We start from the raw sequence: 18,740 nt of genomic DNA on the forward strand, positions 1-18,740 counted from the left end.
GCCCCCGGGGGGGGGCCGCCGCCCCCGCCCCCGGGGCCCGGGGGGGGCGGCCGGGGGGGGGGGCCCCCCCGGGGGGGGGGCCCCCCCCGCCGTGGTCCGCGGGGGATCGGGCTCAGGACTCCGCGCGCCGGGGAAGTCGCCAGCCGGGGCGGACGAAATGGCAGGTGTAGCCGTCCGGGTAGCGCTGGAGGTAGTCCTGGTGCTCCGGCTCGGCCTCCCAGAACGGCCCGGCCGGCGCCACCTCGGTCACCACGGGTCCCGGCCACAGCCCGGAGGCGTTGACGTCGGCGATGGTGTCCTCGGCGATGCGCTTCTGCTCGTCGTCGTAGTAGAAGATCGCGGAGCGGTAGCTCAGGCCGATGTCGTTGCCCTGGCGGTTCTTCGTGGTCGGGTCGTGGATCTGGAAGAAGTACTCCAGGATCGTGCGGTAGTCCGTGACGGCCGGGTCGTAGGTGATCTCGATCGACTCGGCGTGGGTGCCGTGGTTGCGGTACGTGGCGTTCGGGACGTCGCCGCCGCTGTATCCCACCCGCGTGGTGGCCACGCCCGGGAAGGTGCGGATCAGCTCCTGCATGCCCCAGAAACAGCCGCCCGCCAGCAGCGCCTTCTCCTCGGTCCTCGTCATCAGGTCTCGCCCTTCTCCCGCGTCCGATTGCTGTTCCGGCTTCCACAGCCGCTCGGCAGGGACAACCCCGCCCGGGATCCCATTGTTCCGGCCCGCTCCGCCGGGGGGATCCGTGCGCACGCACGCGGATCCCCGCGTCGGGACGGTGCGCGAACATCACGTACGATTCGATCGTATGTTCGCATCGAGAAAGGCTCCGCCATGCCCTTCGCAGACGAGCTGATCGGCCGCGGCACCGCCGAAGCCCTCGCCGACGCCGTGAGCGCGGTACGGTCCGGGGCCGCGCCGGCCGCACTGCGGGCGGCGGCGGACGGGCTGGGCGGGCTGGCGCTGCGGGCCCGCAGCGACCTGCTGCGCGACGCGCTGCTGACCGACGTGCCCGGCGACTACGCCTCGCTCGCCGCCACCGTACGGGCCGCCCTGCACGGCGACCTGCCGTTCGAGGGCTGGATGATCTGGCCGGTCGGCGGCGCCGTCGCCACGAGGGCCGTGGCCCAGGCCCGCGCGGGGGAGACCACCGAGCCCGTCGACGACGCCCTGCGGCTCCTGGCCGAACTCACCGGCCGGTTCACCTCCGAGTTCGCGCTGCGCGTCCTGCTGGCCCACGACCCGGACCGTGCCCTGGCCGCCGCCCGTGCCTGGACGGCGTCCGATGACCCGGCCGTGCGGCGGCTCGCGTCGGAGGGCACCCGGCCGTATCTGCCCTGGGCCGCGCGGGTGCCGGCCCTCCTGGCCGAGCCGCGCTCGACACTGCCGATCCTCGACGCCCTCTACCGCGACGAGAACGAGGACGTGCGCCGGTCCGTGGCGAACCACCTCAACGACCTCAGCCGGCAGCATCCCGGCCTCGTGGTCGAGACCGCCACCGCCTGGCTGGCCCGGTCGGACCCCCACACGGCCCGGCTGGTGCGCCACGGGTTGCGGACCCTGGTCAAGCAAGGACGTCCGGACGCGCTGGCCCTGCTCGGATTCGCGCCCGTCGAGGTCGACGTCACCGGCCCCACCGTCGTGTCGGCCGGTGTGCCCTTCGGCGGCGAGGTCGTCTTCACCGCGACCGTGGTCAACACCGGACCGGCACCCGCGCGGATCGCCGTGGACTACGTGATCCACCATCACGCGGCCTCGGGGAAGCCGCGGCCCAAGGTCTTCAAGCTCACCACGAGGACGCTCGGCGCGGGCGAGGCGCTCGCACTGCGCCGGGAGCACTCGTTCCGCGCGATCACCACCCGGCGCTACCACCCGGGCCCGCACGCGGTGGAGTTGCAGGTCAACGGCGTCCGATCGGCCCGGGCGGCGTTCGACCTCCTTCCCCCCGAGTGAGCCGGACAGTCCGGGCGTCAGGGCGCGGCCGTACGGACCCGGTGGCGTGCGCCGACAGAGGCCGCCCGGGTGTCGGCGGCGCCCCCAGCCCCGAGAACGCGTTCGACGAGCCGCGCCGGTGGCGCAGCTCCGTGACGAGGGCGTCCCGGTCCCGCCCGCCGCAGCGCCCCGTGCACGGTCACCGCCCCGCCCGGCCCCACGTGCCCGGCCCCACGTGCCCGGTCACCGGACGGTCGCCTCGGCCAGTGCTCCGTCGGCCACAAGCTGCAGCGGAAGAGTCCCGCGGGCCCCTGCGGCTCACCGCGTGGTCGGCGTGTCCTGGAGGGAGATGCGGGCGGTGACGCGCTTCCCGGACGGCTCGCGCCGCACGTCGAAATCCTGGGTGACGACCTTCACGATCTCCAGGCCGTGCTGGCCCACTCGGCCGGGGTCCGGGGCCCGGGGCACCGGCAGGACGGGACTGCGGTCGCTGACGATCACCTCGAAGGCCTCGTCGGACACGCTCAGATCCAGCCGGACCGGGCCGGGTGCGTACTTGCGGGCGTTGGTGACCAGTTCGCTGACGACGAGCTGCGCGATCTCCACAGCCCGGGTCGACACCGACAGGCCGCCCTCGGCCCGGGCTCTGGCCAGGAAGGACGCGGCCAGGTGGCGGGCCTGCGCTATGCAGCCACCGTCACCCTCCAGCGCATAGGCAGCCCGCGGCCACGACGCGCGCGGCGTCGTGTCCCCATCGTCGACAGGCACTGGTTCCATCCGGTCCGCCCTCACTCACCGATCACACTGTGTGACTACCCGCACCACGCCCCCGCACGCCCCTTTTGTCGGGGAGCCGCCGCGTGTACCGCGTGTGGAAAGTGTGACAGCCACCTACGACATCAGCCCTCGCACCGGGGACCAGGGGACCGGTGAGAATCCGGCGGAAGCGGGAAAGCGCGCTCATGTGGGACGGCACAGCGACGCCGGGTTCCAGTACCGGTGGCAGAGCCGGTCCCCGGTCGTGGGAGGTGGGTGACCTTGACGGACAGGCACGACACAGCGGGCCACCGCGTGATCCCCGTGGTGGACTGGCTGCTGGAGACCCCCTCCTTGCGGGCGTTCCTCCAGCACCTGGTCGACGACGCCGTGGGCAGCACACGCGCCGAGGGCTGCGGGGTGACCCTGCAACGCCGCCACCGCCCCCTGACCGTGGTCAGCACCGGCGACACGGCCGACAGGCTGGACGAGAAGCAGTACGGGCTGGACGACGGGCCGTGTCTCCAGGCGCTGCGCACCGGGGAACCCGTGGCCGTCGCCGACATGACCGCGGAGAAACGCTGGGGGGCCTACCCCACCTTCGCGACCGCGCTCGGGATCCGCTCGTCGCTGTCCCTGCCGATCCCGGTGCACGAGCACACCGCTGGTGCCCTGAACTTCTACGCCACCGAGCCGGACGCCTTCACTCGGCGGGAGCGCAGCCGACTCGAGCAGTTCGCGTTGCAGGCCGGCGGGGGCATCGCCCTGGCGCAGCGGCTGAGCGACGCCGAGGACTTCACCCGGGAACTCCAGAGCGCGATCCGCTCCCGCGCGGTCGTGGACCAGGCCGTCGGGGTGATCATGCACCAGCGGCGGTGCAGCGCCGACGAGGCGTTCGACATCCTGCGCAGCACGTCCCAGGAGACCAACACCAAGCTCCGGGACCTGTGCGCCCGGCTGATCGTCGATCTCACCGGTCATCCGCCGGTACCGCCGGCGCCGCTGCGCCCCCGCCCGTAGACGGGCGGTCAGTCCGTCAGGTGGCGTTCCAGCCAGTCGGCGGCGGTGCGCCGGAACAGGCGCCGGCTGTCGGCGCGGCGGAAGTCGTGTCCCTCGTGGCGCAGCAGGAGGAGCTGCGCCTCCAGCCCGCGTTCCCGCGCGGCGCGCACGAACTGCTCCGACTCGCCCGGCGGCACATTGGTGTCGTGTTCGCCGTGCACGGCCAGGACCGGGACGCGCAGGGCGTCGATCCGGCTCATCGGCGACAGGGCGCGCAGGAGGTCCCGGTCGCGTTCGGGATGGCCGTACTTGTGGGCCGCGGACTGGGCGATCCAGGGTTCGGTGCCGGCGAAGAAGGTGGTGAGGTCCGACATGCCGCACACCGCCACCCCGGTGCGGAACAGGTCCGGGTGCCACACCAGGGACGCCATCACGAGGTAGCCGCCGTACGAGTGGCCCATCACGGCCAGCCTCCGGGGATCGGCCAGGCCGGACACGATCGCGTGCGCCGCGCAGTCGGCGACGTCGTTGAGCGCGTCGAAGCGGCCGGTGCCGAGGTCGGCGTCGACGAACGAGCGGCCGTAGCCGGAGGAACCGCGCACGTCGGGCGCGAACACGTCCAGTCCCCTGCCGAGCAGCTCGTGGTAGAGCGGTTCGAGGACCGGGCGTTCCTGCTCCTCGGGGCCGCCGTGCAGGTGCAGGACGCACGGCGCCGGTTCCCCCGGAGAGCGGCCGGGGGCCCGGTAGTACCAGCCGCCGAGCACCAGCCCGTCCCGCGCCACGGGCCGCAGGGCGGTGGGCCGTACGGCCGCCCTTCCGTCCGGCACCGCGTCCTCGTCCCGCGAGGACCACGGCGTACGCAGCGGCATCCCCTGCGGCAACCACCACACACCGGGGTGCCGACGCGACCCGGACAGGGCCACGACCGGTGCGTCGGGGTCGGCGGTGACCGTGACACGGGTGACGACCTCGTGGGGCAACGGTATGGGCCGCGGGGGGCCGGCCGAGGCGGAACCGGCCGCGCCGGGCAGGGTGTTGGGCTCGGGCACCGGGTGCGGGGCCAGGGGGGTGATCTCCAGCTCGCTGACTCCGCGCACGTTCCACGACAGGACCGCCCGCCGGCCGTCACGGCCCAGTGCCAGCAGTTCGAGATCGGTGTCCGGGCGTTCCGCGACGACCGTGGCGCCGAGGTGCTCGCCCTGCCGGCCGAGGCGGACCGCGAGCAGCGCCGCGAACTCGCGGCCGCCGTCGCTGCGCAGCCACAGCGTGCCGGCGTCCGGCGAGAAGCCGCCGATCCACGGGTCGCCGTCGGCGACCGGCACACCGCAGGTCACCGCCCGGTCCCGGGTGCGTACGACCAGCGCCTCGCGGCGTCCGCGCGGCCCCCGGCGCAGGAGGGCGAACCGGCCGTCACGGCTGAGGTCGCAGACCCGCAGGGTGGGGGCACCGCGTTCGGTGGCGAGCAGCACGGGCGCGGACACGCCCTCGGGGTCGACCAGGTAGGCCGACAGGGTCCTGGGTTCCGGCTCCTGCACGGACGCCCGCGTCGTCCCCGGGGCCGGGGCGGTGGAGCGTGAGCGCGGGTCGTCCAGCAGCACGGCGCGGCCGTCCCGGCCCGATATGGCCTCGAGGACCTGCTCGGACGTACCGGGCGACGCGGGCGCCGTCGGCTCGTGCGCGGCCCGCGGGTCCCCGGGCGGGGCGGGGTCGGTCACCGTCACCGCGACGGCCGACCCGTCGTGCTGCCAGCACCCCAGGTGGGCCGAGGTGCCCTCGTCGCCGCCGGCCAGCAGGTGCCGCCCGGTGCCGTCGGGCCGTACGCACAGGACCCGCGTGAGTTCGCCGCCGCCCGGCGCGGTGGTGTACGCGATCCAGCGGCCGTCGGGCGACCAGGAGACCTCGGTCACCGGATGCGGGTCGGCGTCCAGCAGCCGTACCTCGGTGCCGTCCACCCGTCCGGTCCACAGCTGGGGCACCCCGGCCCGGTCGCAGACGAAGGCGACGTACCGGCCGTCGGGGTCGGCCGAGGGATACCAGCAGCCGTGGACGGCCGAGGTCGGCACGTCGTGCGGGCCCGCGGTGTCCGCGAGCGGCACCGCTTCCGGCGCGTACCCCGCACCGTCACCGGTACCCCGCGGAGCGCCGGGTCCGTGGTGGTCGTCCGGCGGCCCGGCCCCGCCGTGGGCCGGCGCCCCCTCCGGCCCGGAGCCCGATCCGGAGCCCGACCCGTCGAGGCGCCAGGCAGCAGGTGCGGCGCCAGGTGCGGCGGGCTTCGCATCCGGCCGGGTGCCGGGCCCGCCGACGGCGTCGGCGGACCCGGTGTCCGGCACCGTGCTCCGGTCCGCGGCGGGGGCCGGGGCCGTGGCCGGTGGCTCTGCGGTCAGCTGATGTCGTGGGTCTGAAGCCATATCTCCAGCAACGCTATCTGCCACAGCGCGTTCGCCCCTCGCCTGGTGCGGTGCGCGTCGGGTGCGGCGAGCAGTTCGGTGACACAGTCCTCGCGGAAGACGCCACGGGCCCGGGCCTCGGGAGCCGTCAGGGCCTCGCGGACCCGCTGGAGGACGGGACCGGCCATGTGCTTGATCGCCGGAACCGGGAAGTAGCCCTTGGGCCGGTCGACGACCTCACGCGGGAGCACCTTGCGGCCGGCGGCCTTGAGCACGCCCTTGCCGCCGTCCGCGAGCTTCAGCTCCGGCGGGCAGGCCGCGGCCAGTTCCACCAGCTCGTGGTCGAGGAACGGCACCCGGGCCTCCAGGCCCCAGTCCATGGTCATGTTGTCCACCCGCTTGACCGGGTCGTCCACCATCATCACGTGCGTGTCCAGCCGCAGGTCCGCGTCCAGCGCCGTCTCGGCGCCCTCGGCCGCCATGTGCTCGCGGACGAACTCCGCGGAGGTGTCCCGGTCGGGGAGCAGATCCGGGCGCAGGATCGCGGCCATGTCCGCGTGCGAGCGGTCGAAGTAGGTGTCGATGTAGGCGTCGCCGGCCCGTGGCCGCGGCACGTTCGCCATCTGCGAATACCAGTGGTAGCCCGCGAACACCTCGTCCGCTCCCTGGCCGCTCTGGACGACCTTGACCTCCTTGGCGACCTGCTCGGACAGCAGGTGGAAGGCCACCACGTCGTGGCTCATCATGGGCTCGCTCATGGCGCGCACCGCCCCGTCCAGCGCGCCGGCGACCCGGTCGGAGGGGACCATGAGCTGGTGGTGGCGGGTGTCGAAGTGCCGGGCGACGAGGTCGGAGTAGTGGAACTCGTCGCCCGCCTCGTCGCCCTCGGACTCGAAGCCGACGCTGAAGGTCGCGAGGTCCTGCTGCCCCTCGTCGGCCAGCAGGGCCACGATCAGGCTGGAGTCCAGGCCACCGGACAGCAGCACGCCGACCGGCACGTCGGCGACCATGCGCCGGCGCACCGCGGTGCGCAGCGCGTCGAGCACGGCGTCCGTCCAGTCCTCGGCGCTCATGTCCGCGTGCTCGGGACGGCGCGTGTAGGAGGGCTGCCAGTAGACGTGCTCGCGGTGGGTGCCGTCGGGTTCGACGATCCGCACCGTGGCCGGGGGCAGCTTGCGGACGCCGTTCAGCACCGTGCGGGGAGCGGCCACGGTCGCGTGCCAGCTGAGGTACTGGTGCAGGGCGACGGGGTCCAGCGAGGTGTCCACGCCGCCGCCCGCCAGCAGCGCGGGCAGTGAGGAGGCGAATCGCAGCCGTTCCGGTGTCTCGGCCAGGTACAGGGGCTTGATGCCGAGCCGGTCGCGGGCCAGCACGACCCGCCCGGTGTCCTGCTCGACGATCACGAAGGCGAACATGCCGCGGAAGCGCTCGACGCAGTCGGCGCCCCACTCCTGGTAGGCCTTGAGCACCACCTCGGTGTCGGACTCCGAGAAGAAGCGGTGGCCGAGTCCGTGCAGTTCGTCGCGCAGCTCACGGTAGTTGTAGACGCAGCCGTTGAACACTCCGGCGATGCGGCCGCGTGGGTCGGCCATGGGCTGTGCGCCGCTGTCCGAGAGGTCGATGATCTTCAGCCTGCGATGTCCGAGGGCCACCGGGCCCTGGGACCACAGCCCGCGTCCGTCGGGGCCGCGCGGCGCGAGCCGGTCGGTCATGCGTTCCACCGCCGCCATGTCCGGTCGTCCGCCGTCGAAACGGATCTCTCCACTGAGGCCGCACATCAGTGTGACCTCCTTCCCCTGGAGCCCTCCCGCCGACCGGGCGGCACCACGCAGCCCTGCGGCCGGTCGCCGCGCGGCGCGGTGCGCCCCCGCGGGGTACCGGCGTTGGTCGGGCATGGGTCGTCGGCGGACGGTGCCGGGGCCGGCACCGGGGTGGTGTGCGTACTGGACATGACGGTGTGACTCTCCTTGAGCGATCTGATCGTTCTTCAAATGCGCACCGTTCGACGTCGCCCCCCGTTGGACGCCGCGCCCCTTGGACGACGGGCCCGTTTCGACGCTGGGCAGGTGCCCTCTGTCAGCGGCGGGGAGGGCTCGGCAGGGCTCGGACGTGGACGCGTGAAGGAGCGGAGGGCCGGGCGGGCCGGGGCCCCTCCCACGGCGGGCGCCCTCGTGGGGCGGGCCCGCCGGGCGTGCTCAGCCCGTGGCGCCCGGTGCGGCCGTGCTGTGGAGGTAGGCGCGTGCGTGACCGGCGCCGACCGGGGCGGAGCGGCGGACGGGCCGTGGGGCGAGGGGCGTGCCGCGGGTCTCGGCGACCATCATGTCGATGCTGGCGAGCAGGTCCTCCCGCTGCGCCGCGCGCCGCAGCCGGTGCGCCGCGCTGCCCGTGGCGAGGGCCTCCTCGAGAAGAGCGCGCACGGTGTCCCAGTCGCCGGAGGCTTCCAGGGCGGGGCGCCGCCGGGTCAGCAGGCCGCGCAGCACCGCGGCAGCGGGGGCCGGGCGGCGGGTCTGCGGATCGACGAGCTGTCCCTCCAGTCCGGAGCGGGCGGCACGCCAGGCCGCGGCGCGCAGCCACTCGTGGTGACCGTCGCACCAGGGCCCGGTGCCGCGCTCCAGGCGGTCACGAGCGTCCCGTACCAGGGCGCGGAAGAGTCCGGCGACGAGCACGACGGTCTCGGCACGCGGGCAGGCGTCGCAGATGCGCAGCTCCAGTGTGCGCTGGTGGGCTGAGGGCCGGACGTCGTGGTAGAGCATGCCGGCGTCGCTGATGACGCCCGAGTCGATCAGTTCGGCCACGGCCGCGTCGTACTCAGCGGCGTTCTTGTAGCAGCCGACCGGGCCGGCGGTGGGCCAGCGCTGCCACAGCATGGTGCGCCAGCTGGCGTATCCGGTGTCCGAGCCCAGCCAGAAGGGGGAGCTGGCCGACAGGGCCAGCAGCGGCGGCAGCCAGGGGGAGACCAGACACATGGCGCGCACGGCCGTGTCGCGGTCCGGAATGTCGACGTGGATCTGCGCGCTGCAGATGAGCTGCTCGTCGGCGACCCGGCGGTAGTCGTCCACCATGCGCCGGTAGCGCGGGTCCGCGGTGATGTCCCTGCTGGTCACGCGGGCCAGCGGCACGGTACCGGCGGCCACGACGGCGAGGCCCTGCGAGGAGGCGGCGGTGTCCAGTCGGCGCCGGGTTCCTGCCAGGTCGGTGTACAGGTCGTCGAGGGTGTCGTGGACGCCGCTGTTGCTCTCCACCACCGACTGCTGGAGTTCACGTGTGAACCCGGATCTGCCGAGCCGCTCCAGCAGCGCGTCGGCCCGTGGCACGAGCCGTCCGCTCTCCACGTCCAGCACGTGGAACTCTTCCTCTGCCCCGATGCGCACCGTCACGGCCTTCTTCCCCTTGCCCGTAGTCGAACGCCGCCTCCCCGCCGCCGACAGTGCGAACCTTCCGGTCGGCGGTGGAGGATCGGCACGTTCCGAGTGCCCGTTCGAGCCGTTCGCACGCCACTCGATCGCATCCGGCGCCCCAGTCGTCCCGGAGGCGCCGACGGGGATGGCGTGAGGGTGAACGGGCGGCGGACGGTGAGGGCTTTTCGGTGATGACGGCGGCGGACGGTAAGGACGTTTCGGTGACGGTGGATGCCCGTCCACCGGGGCCTCACCGCTCCCCCGATCAGTCGGTACTCCCGCTGCCAGCGGGATGCTCGAGGCCGAGGGCGGCGGGAAACACGCCGCGCGCCGGACACAGCACGCCACAGGCCGGCACAGTTCACGCCGGCCAGGTTGACGCCGTGCGGACGGAGCGGGGGCGGGTGCACGCCAGGAGACTGGTGACAGGCGGTGGAGAGCGGTGCACGCGGAAGAGAGCGATGTAAGCGGCGGGGGCGGTGCACGCGGAAGAGAGCGATGTAAGCGGCGAGGGCGGTGCACACGGGGAGAGAGCGGTGCGCGCAAACGAGAGCCGTGCGCACGAAGGAGAGCACCCGCCCGCGACGCGAGCGGCGTGCGCGTACGGGGGCGGTGCACGCCAACAAGAGCGGCGCCCGCCAGCAAGAGCGGTGCACGCAGACGAGAGCGGCGCCCGCCAGGAAGAGCGGTGCTCCCAGAGATCGGTGGCGCGCCGGCTTGAGCGCAGCACTTGTTCCCGAGCGTGCCAGCCGGCCAGGAAGACGCACGCCAGGGCGAGCGGCGCGCACACGAGAGCGGCGATCTGCCCGGGCAGCCGCTCCCGGTCGACTTTCATCAACCGCGAGAGCAGCGCTCACACAGGTGACCACCGCTCTCCACTCCTTCCCCCGGGGAGCCGGCGGCCCCGCGCGTCCCTGTGAGGCACGGGGCAGCACGAGGAGGACGAGGAGTCCGGCGTCCGGCGCAGCCCTCGGAACCCGTGGCTCAGTTGCCGGGGAGCGACGTCACGTCGTCGCGCACCTCGATGATCTGGTCCAGGCCGGTCATGCGCAGCAGCCGTGCCATGCTGTCCGGCACGGCGACCAGCAGAAACTCGTCTCCCGCGGAGACGACGTGGTTGCGGGCGCCGATCAGCGCGGTGATCCCGGTGGAGTCGCAGAACCGCAGCTCGCCGAGGTCCAGCGCGACGAATCCCCCGCCCGGCGGGGACGCCTCGTGCGTGGCGGTGCGCAACTGCTGCGCGGTGGTGTAGTCGAGGTCGCCGGAGACCTTGAGTACGAGGCCGGCGGGAGCGGCCTGGGGAGTGATCGTCAGGGACTTCATGGTCGGGATTCCGGGTCGGGGCCGAGGACGCGTCCGGTCGCTCGGGCGTCGTGTCCGCGATGCGTGGTCATCCGCCCATGCTCGCATGCCGGGATACGCCGTCGGTGCGGGCCTCCAACGCGCGCAGCACGGCCACCATGTCCTCGCCGCCGTACCCCTGCCCCACCGTCTCCTCGAAGAGGGCGTGGCAGGCGTCGAGCAGGGGGGAGGCCAGGCCGGCGGCGCGGGCGGCACGCGCGATCAGCCGGTTGTTCTTCAGCACGTCGGTGGCGGTGGCCTGCACGGCGAAGTCGCGGGCGAGCAGCTTCGGCGCCTTCATGCGGGACACGGCACTGGCCATCGGACCCGCGTCCAGGACGTCGAGGAAGCGACGCCGGTCGAGGCCGTGCCGTTCGGCGAAGTGGAACGCCTCGGCCAGCCCGGTGACCTGCGTGATCAGGAACAGGTTCACCGCGAGCTTCGTCACCAGGGCGTTCGGCACCGCACCGCAGTCGAACGTCGCCGCGCACAGAGGGGCCAGCAGGGGGCGCACGGCCGCCACGGCGGGGGCGTCCCCGGCCGTCATGGCCACCAGCCGCCCCTCCTCCGCCGGGACCCGGGACCCGGAGACGGGCACCTCGGCGTACGCCCCGCCGGTGGCCCGGACGTCCGCCTCCAGGGCTGCCGAGTACTCCGGCGAGGTCGTGCCCATGTGGACGACGGTGTGCCCGGCCACGCGTGCCGCGAAGTCCGGGGTGCCGCGCCCCAGCACGGCGTCGACCGCGGCGTCGTCGGCCAGCATGAGCAGCACGGTGCCGGCCCGGTCGAAGACCTCCGCGGCGCTCGCGGCCACCTCGGCCCCGGCTTCGCGCAGGGGCTCGCACCGGGCGGGAGTGCGGTTCCACACGACGAGCGGCGTCCCGGCCCGGGCGAGGTTGAGCGCCATGGGGCGGCCCATGACCCCGATACCGAGGAAGCCCACGGGTCCTGCGAAACCCACAGGTCCAACGAGTGCCGTCGACACACTGCACCACCGTTTCCGGGCCCGACCGCGCGCGGGCCGCTGCGCGGCGCGCCACACCGGCGAATCGCCCGGACCGTCGGCGCGGCGGCTCCCACTATGACAGCGGTCATAGTAGCCCCTCCTGTGACGGTGGTCATAGGGTGGAGGCCGCAGAGAAGGAGTCCGAGGAACGGCGGGAGGCCCGGCATGGCGGAGGCGAAGTCGGAGCACGGGCCGCGGGAGCGGATGGTCTTCAGCGCCGCGCAGCTCATCCGGCGCGACGGGGTCGCCTCCACGGGCATGCGCGAGGTCGCCGCCCATGCCCGGGCCCCGCGCGGCTCGCTCCAGCACTACTTTCCCGGCGGCAAGGAACAGCTGGTCAACGAGGCGGTGGGGTGGGCGGGCCGGTACGCGGCCGGGCGCGTCGCCCGCTTCCTCACCGCTCTGCCCGAGCCGTCACCGAGCGGACTGTTCGCGCAGATGGTGCGGCAATGGACCGACGAGTACGAGCGGACCGGCTTCGAGGGCGGCTGCCCCGTCGCCGCCGCCACGGTCGACTGCGCGGAATCCAGCGCGTCGACGCGGGAGGCCGCGTCCGCCGCCTTCGCCGCCTGGACCGGCGCGGTGGCGCGGGCCCTGGCGGACTTGGGCGTGCCCGCGCGGCGCGCGACACCGCTCGCCACGCTCATGATCAGTTCCCTGGAGGGGGCCCTGCTCCTGGCCCGCGCCGAACGGGACCCACGTGCCCTCACGACCGTCTCCGGCGAACTCGGCCCCCTCCTCGACGCGGCGGTCGCCGGGGCCGGCTGACGCCGCGTCGGCCGCGTGTCGGGCCGGTGCCGTTCCGTGCGGACGGTGGTCGTGCGGTGTTCTAGAGTGACTGCGCCAGTTTTCCGGCGACCCATGGACCAGTGAGGTAATCGCGAACCATGCCGACCGAAACGTTTGAGTTCCAGGTCGAGGCCCGTCAGTTGCTCCAGCTGATGATCCACTCGGTGTACTCGAACAAGGACGTCTTCCTGCGCGAGCTCGTCTCCAACGCCTCCGACGCGCTGGACAAGCTGCGTCTGGCCGCGCTGCGGGACGAGACGCCGGACGCCGACGTCTCCGATCTGCACATCGAGCTGGACATCGACAAGGACGCCCGCACGCTCACGGTGCGGGACAACGGCATCGGGATGTCGTACGACGAGGTCGGGCAGCTGATCGGCACGATCGCCAACTCGGGCACCGCAGAGTTCCTGCGGGAGCTGCGCGAGGCACAGGAGTCGGGGGCCGAGGGGCTGATCGGGCAGTTCGGCGTCGGCTTCTACTCCGCTTTCATGGTGGCCGACGAGGTCACCCTGCTGACCCGGCGCGCGGGCGAGGGACGCGGCACGCGCTGGACGTCGCGCGGCGAGGGCACGTACACGCTGGAGCCGGTCGACGAGGCGCCGCAGGGCACCTCGGTCACGCTGCACCTGAAGCCGGCCGACCCCGACAACCAACTGCACGACTACACCTCGGTGTGGAAGATCAAGGAGATCGTCAAGCGCTACTCGGACTTCATCACCTGGCCCATCAGGCTCGCCGGAGAAACGGACGAGGGTGACGGGGAGGCCGCGCAGGAGACGCTGAACTCGATGAAGGCCCTGTGGGCACGCTCGCGCGACGAGGTGTCCGAGGACGAGTACCACGAGCTGTACCAGCACATCGGCCACGACTGGCGGGCCCCGCTGGAGACCATCCAACTGCAGGCCGAGGGCACCTTCGAGTACCAGGCACTGTTGTTCGTCCCGGCGCACGCCCCGCACGACCTGTTCACCCAGAACTTCAAGCGCGGTGTGCAGCTGTATGTGAAGCGCGTGTTCATCATGGACGACTGCGAGGCGCTGCTGCCTCCGTATCTGCGCTTCGTCAAGGGCGTGGTCGACGCACAGGACCTCTCGCTCAACGTGTCCCGCGAGATCCTCCAGCAGGACCGGCACATCCGGATGATGCAGCGGCGTCTGACGAAGAAGGTGCTGTCCTCGGTCAAGGGCATGATGGCGAACGACGCCGACCGCTACGCCACGTTCTGGCGGGAGTTCGGCGCCGTCGTGAAGGAAGGGCTGGTCACCGACCCCGACAACCGGGACGCCATCCTCGCGATCTCGTCCTTCGCCACCACGCACGGCGAGGACGAGACGGTGACACTGAAGCAGTACGTGGAGCGGATGCGCGAGGGCCAGGAGGACATCTACTTCATCACCGGCGAGTCGCGGCAGAGCATCGACAACTCCCCGCACATGGAGGCGTTCCGGGAGGGAGGCATCGAAGTGCTGTTGCTCACCGACCCCGTCGACGAGGTGTGGGTCGACGCGGTGGGCGAGTACGAGGGCAAGCGGCTGCGGTCCGTCGCCAAGGGCGAGATCGACCTCGGCCCGCAGGAGGCGGAACGGGCCGGGGGCGAGAAGGAGAAGCAGACCGAGGAGTACGCGGGTCTGCTGGCCTGGATGCGCGAGCAACTGGACGCGGACGTCAAGGAGGTGCGTCTGTCGTCGCGCCTGACGGTGTCCCCCGCGTGCCTCGTCGCGGACACCGCCGACCTCACCCCGGCGCTGGAGAACATGTACCGGGCCATGGGCCAGGAGGTGCCGCGCACCAGGCGGATCCTCGAACTCAACCCGGACCACGTGCTGGTGAAGGGACTGAACCAGGCGTACCGGGAGCGCCCGGACCACGCGGGTCTCACCGAGACCGCCGAACTGCTGCACACACTGGCCGTGTTGGCGGAGGGCGGCCGGCCGAAGGACCCGGCACGTTTCGTCAAGCTGATGGCGGACCGTCTGGAGCGCACTCTGTGAACCGGTCCGCCCCGGCCCGCGGGCGCGGCGCCCCCGTTCCCTCGCCGGGGCGCCGGGCCATCCGTCGGGCTGGGGCCGTGGGGCGGTCCTCATGCGGCTGAGACTCACCGAGTATCGGCCGCGGGCCGGCCCCCGCGTGCACCGTGTGGTGCAGCCGAGGCCGGTACTGCGGCACACCTCGCTGCGCGACCCCGGTGGCTACGGACTGCTCCTGGGCGACCACGACGGGCTGAACCGGCTCGCCGGGCTGTTCTCCTTCGCCGCGTACTCCCGGTACACCGTCGTGCACATCCCACTGCGCGACGGTGTACCGCCCGACGAGGGGTGCGGCGAGCCGGTCGACCTGGTGCTGGCGCATCCCGAGTCGGGGCTGCGGCCGTCCCAGTGGCCCGGGCTGCGGCGCGGACTGGTGCACGGAGTCCCGTTGACCGTCCGCACCGACGAGGCACGCACCGGCCGGGACGCCCGGCTCTGGGCCGAACGGCCGTACCGGCGTGAGCAGGTGCGCCAGGCCACTCATGCGCGTACCCGTTTCCTCATCGGCGGGCGCACCGCCTTCGCCTCCGCCGCCATGGAGTTCGCGTACGCGGCCGGCTGGGGGCCACGGCAGCAGCGGGTGGCCAAGGGGCAGTCGGCGTACATGACGACCCTGGGGGCCGAGCTGCTGCGCGAGCACGGCGCCCCGCGTCCGCCGGAGATCGTGATCTGCTTCAAGCCGTATCCGCCGTACGCCCATTTCAGGCGGACGGGGACACCGACGCGTGCCGGGGCGGACGGGCGGCGGCGCGCGCAGGCGGCGGCCTCGCCGGGTCGGTCCCCACGGCTTGAGGGGCGAGATCACCGTCAGGAAGACGTGGGCGGACACCGGGACGGCCGGGCCGGACACGACTCGCCCGCGTCGGGCGGGAATACCCGGCGGCCACGGCGGTGACCGTCGCGTCCGCTCCCGGCCGCTGGGCGAACGCCGTCGCGGTGGTCGTGGCGAGGGTGAGCCAGAACCTGGTGTACACCCACCGGTGCCTCGGTGCCTCGCCGGCCCCCACGGTGTGCCTAGGGCCGGCACCAGGCCGCTGAGCGGCGTGAGCACGGCGAGCGGGGGCGGAAGCCGGTCGGCGGAGGGCCTCACGGCGCGGACGGATGCCTTCACGGTGGCCGGGGCCGCGGTGGTGCTCGCGGTGACCCCCGGGGAGAGCAGACCGAGGGTGAGCCCGAGCCGGCTCGCGGCGGTGACGACGTGGAGGGCGACGAGGGTCCGGCGTGCGGGCCGACTGAGTGTCTTCACGCGCCCCACGGTGCCGGGACGGAGCCGCCCCGGTCGTCCGACGGCGGGGACAGCTGCGCGTACCGACGTCGGTGTGGGCCGGTGGCGGCGCGGCCGGACGGCCCGGGGCACGCGCCGGGTGCGGTGAGGCGGGGCCCACGCAGGACCCGGCCGCGTTGCCCGGGGTGCCGGGTGTGATGCCCCGCCCCCGGCGTCGCGGCGCGGCGTCTCCGCAGCGCGGCGTCCTCCCGGATCCGCCCCTCCCGGCGGCGTCGGGGTGGGCCGTCCGTTCGGGCGGGGTCGCGCCCCCGGGGTGATATTTCGCCCGGGGGGACTGCGTGTCCCCGGCCGAGTCCGGGCACACGTCCCCGGTGACCTCCCCGGATTTCCTCTTCGCCCTGCTCGGCTTCGGTGCCCTCGGTGCGGCGGTCCTGCCCCGGCTGGTGGCCGGACGACCGCTGTCGGTGCCGCTGGTGTTCCTCCTCTGCGGCATCGGTCTTCAGCTGCTGCCGGTGCCCCTCCCCGACATCGACCCGGTGGGCGACCGGGCGTGGGTGGAGCACCTCACCGAGGTGTGCGTGATCGTCTCCCTCATGGGTGCCGGACTCGCGCTGAACCGCCCGTTCGGCCGGCGGCTCTGGCGGGCCACCTGGCGGCAGCTGGGCGTCACCATGCCGCTGAGCATGGCGGTGGTCGGCGTCCTCGCCTGGAGCGTGCTCGGCTGGCCCCCCGCCGCCGCGCTGCTGCTGGCCGCCGTGCTCGCGCCCACCGATCCGGTGCTCGCCTCGGAGGTGCGCGTCGGGGCGCCCACCGATTCAGAGCACGACGAGGACGAGGTGCGCTTCACGCTGACCAGCGAGGCGGGCCTGAACGACGGCCTCGCCTTCCCGTTCGTCATGGGGGCGGTCGCACTCGCCGGCGCGGTGGCCGCCGACGGGGTGACGGGCGGCGGGATCGCGCGCTGGGCGCTGGTGGACGTGGCGTACAAGTGCGTCGCCGGGGTGCTCGCGGGGCTCGCCGTGGGCAGGCTGCTGGGGTGGTTGTTCTTCCGTGCCGGGTGGCGGGCGATGCGGCTGTCGGAGCACCGCGAGGGCTTCGTCGCCGTGGGCGCCACCTTCCTCGCCTACGGGGTGACCGAGCTGCTGCACGGCTACGGATTCCTCGCGGTGTTCGTCACCGCCTGCCGCATCCGGGCGGCGGAGCGCGCCCACGGCTACCACATGGTGCTGCACGACTTCGTGGAGCAGGTGGAGCGCCTGCTGACGGCCGGGCTGCTGTTCCTGCTCGGCGTGTTCGTCGCCCAGGGTGGCCTGGCCCCGCTGTCCTGGCGGGGCGCACTGGTCGGGCTGCTGCTGCTGGTCGTGGTCCGGCCGCTGACCGGCTGGGGCGCCCAGCTGGGAACGCCGGCCGGTCCCCGGGAGCGCATGGTGATCGCGTTCTTCGGGATCCGGGGCATCGGCTCACTGTTCTACCTCGCGTACGCCCTCGGGGAGGGCACCTTCGACGTGCCGGGCGGGGAGCTGTGGGCCGTGGTGACCTTCACGGTGCTCGCCTCGGTGGTCCTGCACGGGGTGAGCGCGTCGCCCGTCATCTCCCGCCTCGACCGGCTGCGGCTGCTCAAGGCGCGGGCGGGCCGGCGCAGCGGGCCGGAGCCGGGCGAGGACGAGGTGGCGGGCAAACGCCTGTGACCGGCGCCCGTGGGACGGCGCGGCGAGGGGCCGGTGCGGTGAGCGGGCCCGGGAGCGCGTTTCCGGCGCCGGGCTGGCGCACCCGACGTGCGGCGGGGCCCCGTTCGGTGGAGCCTGGGGATCATGGAGCGCACAGGGGTGCGCGGCGGCGCGGACCGGCGCGGCGGCGGTGACAGGGCAGGCGGTGGCGGCGAGCCCGGCGTGGAAGCGGCGCTCGACGAGCTGTACACGACGCCGCCGTCCGCCTTCGTGCCCCGCCGCGAGGAGCTGGCCGCCGCCGCCCGGACCGACGGCCGCAAGGAGGACGCGCGCCGTATCCACGCCGCGCGCCGCCCCACGCTCGCGGCGTGGGCGGCGAATCTGCTCCGGCACGGTGAACCCGAGGAGACCGAACGGTTCCTGGAGCTGGGCCGGGCGCTGCGCGAGGCCTACGCCACCCTCGATCCCGGCGGTCTCAAGGAGCTCAACACGCAGCGCAGACGCATCGTCTCCGAACTGTCCCGGGAGGCAGGGCGGCTGGCTCGTGACGCCGGACACCGTTTGTCGGACGCGGTGCTGCAGGACGTGGAGACGACATTGCGCGCCGTGCTGGCCGACACCGGCGCCGCCGACGAGTGGGCCACAGGCCGGCTGACGAACGCGCTCACCCCGCCCTCTGCCTTCCCCTCGGGCACCTCGGGCGCGCCCACGCCTCAGCGGCCCTCCGCCCGTTCGGCCACTGCCGCCGCCCCGTCCGGGAAGGCACCCTCCTCCCGGGCCCGTCGGACGGACGAACTCGCCGAGCGGCGCGAAGAGGCCGCCCGGCGCAAGCAGCGCGAGGAACGGCTCGCGCGGGCCAGGGCCGAGGCCGAGGCCGCCGCACGGCGGCTGCGGGAACGGCGCGCGGAGCGCGAGGAGGCCGCGTCCCTCCTGGAGCGGGCCGGGGAGGAGCACCATGCGGCCGAGCAGCGGGTCTCGGCCGCGGAGCGCGAGCTCCGGGAGGCCCGCGAGGAACTGGAGCGGGCCGAGCACGGCCGGCGCGAGGCCGGCGAACGCAGCCGGACGGCCGAGGGCGCGCTCGCCCGGGCCGAGCGGGAGGCGCGGGAGGCGGCCCGGCGTGCCGAGCGCCTCGCCGCGGGCGGGAAGTGAACGGTACCGCCGCGCCCCGGGGCCACTGCCGCCCGGCCCACCCACGCTTGTCCGTGGAAGCCGCGCTCC

The 18,740-nt window shown here is 73.8% G+C and carries 13 protein-coding genes and 1 pseudogene; 7 read left to right on the plus strand and 7 right to left on the minus strand.

Annotation, left to right across the window (positions count from 1 at the left end; all coding sequences use genetic code 11):
* Positions 1 to 112: 112 nt before the first annotated feature.
* Positions 113 to 625, minus strand: a complete 513-nt coding sequence (msrA, locus tag ACFYOV_RS32130) for a peptide-methionine (S)-S-oxide reductase MsrA (protein WP_389093891.1) — start codon at positions 623 to 625, stop codon at positions 113 to 115.
* 201 nt (positions 626 to 826) lie between these two features.
* Here msrA and ACFYOV_RS32135 point away from each other — a divergent pair, with 201 nt between their 5' ends.
* A complete protein-coding gene (locus ACFYOV_RS32135; RefSeq protein ID WP_389093894.1) occupies positions 827 to 1,945 on the plus strand; it encodes a DNA alkylation repair protein in 1,119 nt (372 codons plus the stop codon).
* A 297-nt stretch (positions 1,946 to 2,242) separates the two neighbouring features.
* On the opposite strand, the gene ACFYOV_RS32140 is transcribed toward ACFYOV_RS32135, so the two are convergent.
* On the minus strand, positions 2,243 to 2,701 hold the full coding sequence (locus ACFYOV_RS32140; protein ID WP_389093896.1) for an ATP-binding protein: 459 nt from the start codon (positions 2,699 to 2,701) through the stop codon (positions 2,243 to 2,245).
* A 255-nt stretch (positions 2,702 to 2,956) separates the two neighbouring features.
* Here ACFYOV_RS32140 and ACFYOV_RS32145 point away from each other — a divergent pair, with 255 nt between their 5' ends.
* The gene (locus tag ACFYOV_RS32145; protein WP_389093898.1) at positions 2,957 to 3,700 is read left to right on the plus strand and encodes an ANTAR domain-containing protein; all 744 of its coding nucleotides are present in this window, start codon (positions 2,957 to 2,959) and stop codon (positions 3,698 to 3,700) included.
* Positions 3,701 to 3,708: 8 nt separating this feature from the next.
* Here ACFYOV_RS32145 and ACFYOV_RS32150 read toward each other — a convergent pair whose 3' ends face one another.
* The 5 genes from ACFYOV_RS32150 to ACFYOV_RS32170 form a co-directional block, all read right to left on the minus strand.
* Entirely contained in the window at positions 3,709 to 6,087 is a 2,379-nt protein-coding gene (locus tag ACFYOV_RS32150) for a S9 family peptidase (RefSeq protein WP_389093900.1), read from the minus strand.
* Positions 6,060 to 7,844 carry an N-acetylglutaminylglutamine amidotransferase gene (locus ACFYOV_RS32155; RefSeq protein ID WP_389093902.1) on the minus strand — a complete coding sequence of 595 codons (1,785 nt, stop codon included), beginning with the start codon at positions 7,842 to 7,844 and terminating at the stop codon, positions 6,060 to 6,062. The genes ACFYOV_RS32150 and ACFYOV_RS32155 overlap by 28 nt, the downstream gene beginning before the upstream one ends.
* A gap of 417 nt (positions 7,845 to 8,261) precedes the next feature.
* A complete protein-coding gene (locus ACFYOV_RS32160) occupies positions 8,262 to 9,443 on the minus strand; it encodes a glutamate--cysteine ligase (protein WP_389093905.1) in 1,182 nt (393 codons plus the stop codon).
* Between the two features lie 1,005 nt (positions 9,444 to 10,448).
* Positions 10,449 to 10,787, minus strand: coding sequence for an STAS domain-containing protein (locus ACFYOV_RS32165; protein WP_389093907.1), 339 nt, complete (start codon positions 10,785 to 10,787; stop codon positions 10,449 to 10,451).
* A 67-nt stretch (positions 10,788 to 10,854) separates the two neighbouring features.
* On the minus strand, positions 10,855 to 11,724 hold the full coding sequence (locus tag ACFYOV_RS32170; RefSeq protein WP_389093979.1) for an NAD(P)-dependent oxidoreductase: 870 nt from the start codon (positions 11,722 to 11,724) through the stop codon (positions 10,855 to 10,857).
* Between the two features lie 252 nt (positions 11,725 to 11,976).
* Between ACFYOV_RS32170 and ACFYOV_RS32175 the strand changes: the two genes are divergently transcribed.
* The 5 genes and pseudogenes from ACFYOV_RS32175 to ACFYOV_RS32195 all read left to right on the plus strand — a co-directional run bounded on the left by ACFYOV_RS32175 (position 11,977) and on the right by ACFYOV_RS32195 (position 18,671).
* On the plus strand, positions 11,977 to 12,579 hold the full coding sequence (locus ACFYOV_RS32175; RefSeq protein WP_389093910.1) for a TetR/AcrR family transcriptional regulator: 603 nt from the start codon (positions 11,977 to 11,979) through the stop codon (positions 12,577 to 12,579).
* A 119-nt stretch (positions 12,580 to 12,698) separates the two neighbouring features.
* Positions 12,699 to 14,594, plus strand: a complete 1,896-nt coding sequence (htpG, locus tag ACFYOV_RS32180; protein ID WP_389093913.1) for a molecular chaperone HtpG — start codon at positions 12,699 to 12,701, stop codon at positions 14,592 to 14,594.
* Positions 14,595 to 14,685: 91 nt separating this feature from the next.
* A pseudogene (locus tag ACFYOV_RS32185) lies at positions 14,686 to 15,345 on the plus strand (hypothetical protein); the annotation flags it as partial.
* Between the two features lie 881 nt (positions 15,346 to 16,226).
* Complete coding sequence (locus ACFYOV_RS32190; RefSeq protein WP_389093915.1) at positions 16,227 to 17,543, plus strand: cation:proton antiporter; 1,317 nt, start codon at positions 16,227 to 16,229, stop codon at positions 17,541 to 17,543.
* Between the two features lie 123 nt (positions 17,544 to 17,666).
* On the plus strand, positions 17,667 to 18,671 hold the full coding sequence (locus tag ACFYOV_RS32195; RefSeq protein ID WP_389093918.1) for a hypothetical protein: 1,005 nt from the start codon (positions 17,667 to 17,669) through the stop codon (positions 18,669 to 18,671).
* Positions 18,672 to 18,740 lie beyond the last annotated feature (69 nt).

Origin of the sequence: Streptomyces sp. NPDC005931, assembly GCF_042871235.1 — a bacterium.
Lineage (GTDB): Bacteria > Actinomycetota > Actinomycetes > Streptomycetales > Streptomycetaceae > Streptomyces.

Excerpts from the sequence above, each read along its gene's own strand:
- htpG (WP_389093913.1), top strand. The coding sequence starts at position 12,699 with ATGCCGACCGAAACGTTTGAGTTCCAGGTCGAGGCCCGTCAGTTGCTC.
- ACFYOV_RS32195 (WP_389093918.1), top strand. The coding sequence starts at position 17,667 with ATGGAGCGCACAGGGGTGCGCGGCGGCGCGGACCGGCGCGGCGGCGGT.
- msrA (WP_389093891.1), bottom strand. The coding sequence starts at position 625 with ATGACGAGGACCGAGGAGAAGGCGCTGCTGGCGGGCGGCTGTTTCTGG.
- ACFYOV_RS32150 (WP_389093900.1), bottom strand. The coding sequence starts at position 6,087 with ATGGCTTCAGACCCACGACATCAGCTGACCGCAGAGCCACCGGCCACG.
- ACFYOV_RS32165 (WP_389093907.1), bottom strand. The coding sequence starts at position 10,787 with ATGAAGTCCCTGACGATCACTCCCCAGGCCGCTCCCGCCGGCCTCGTA.
- ACFYOV_RS32135 (WP_389093894.1), top strand. The coding sequence starts at position 827 with ATGCCCTTCGCAGACGAGCTGATCGGCCGCGGCACCGCCGAAGCCCTC.
- ACFYOV_RS32140 (WP_389093896.1), bottom strand. The coding sequence starts at position 2,701 with ATGGAACCAGTGCCTGTCGACGATGGGGACACGACGCCGCGCGCGTCG.
- ACFYOV_RS32170 (WP_389093979.1), bottom strand. The coding sequence starts at position 11,724 with ATGGGCCGCCCCATGGCGCTCAACCTCGCCCGGGCCGGGACGCCGCTC.
- ACFYOV_RS32155 (WP_389093902.1), bottom strand. The coding sequence starts at position 7,844 with ATGTGCGGCCTCAGTGGAGAGATCCGTTTCGACGGCGGACGACCGGAC.
- ACFYOV_RS32175 (WP_389093910.1), top strand. The coding sequence starts at position 11,977 with ATGGCGGAGGCGAAGTCGGAGCACGGGCCGCGGGAGCGGATGGTCTTC.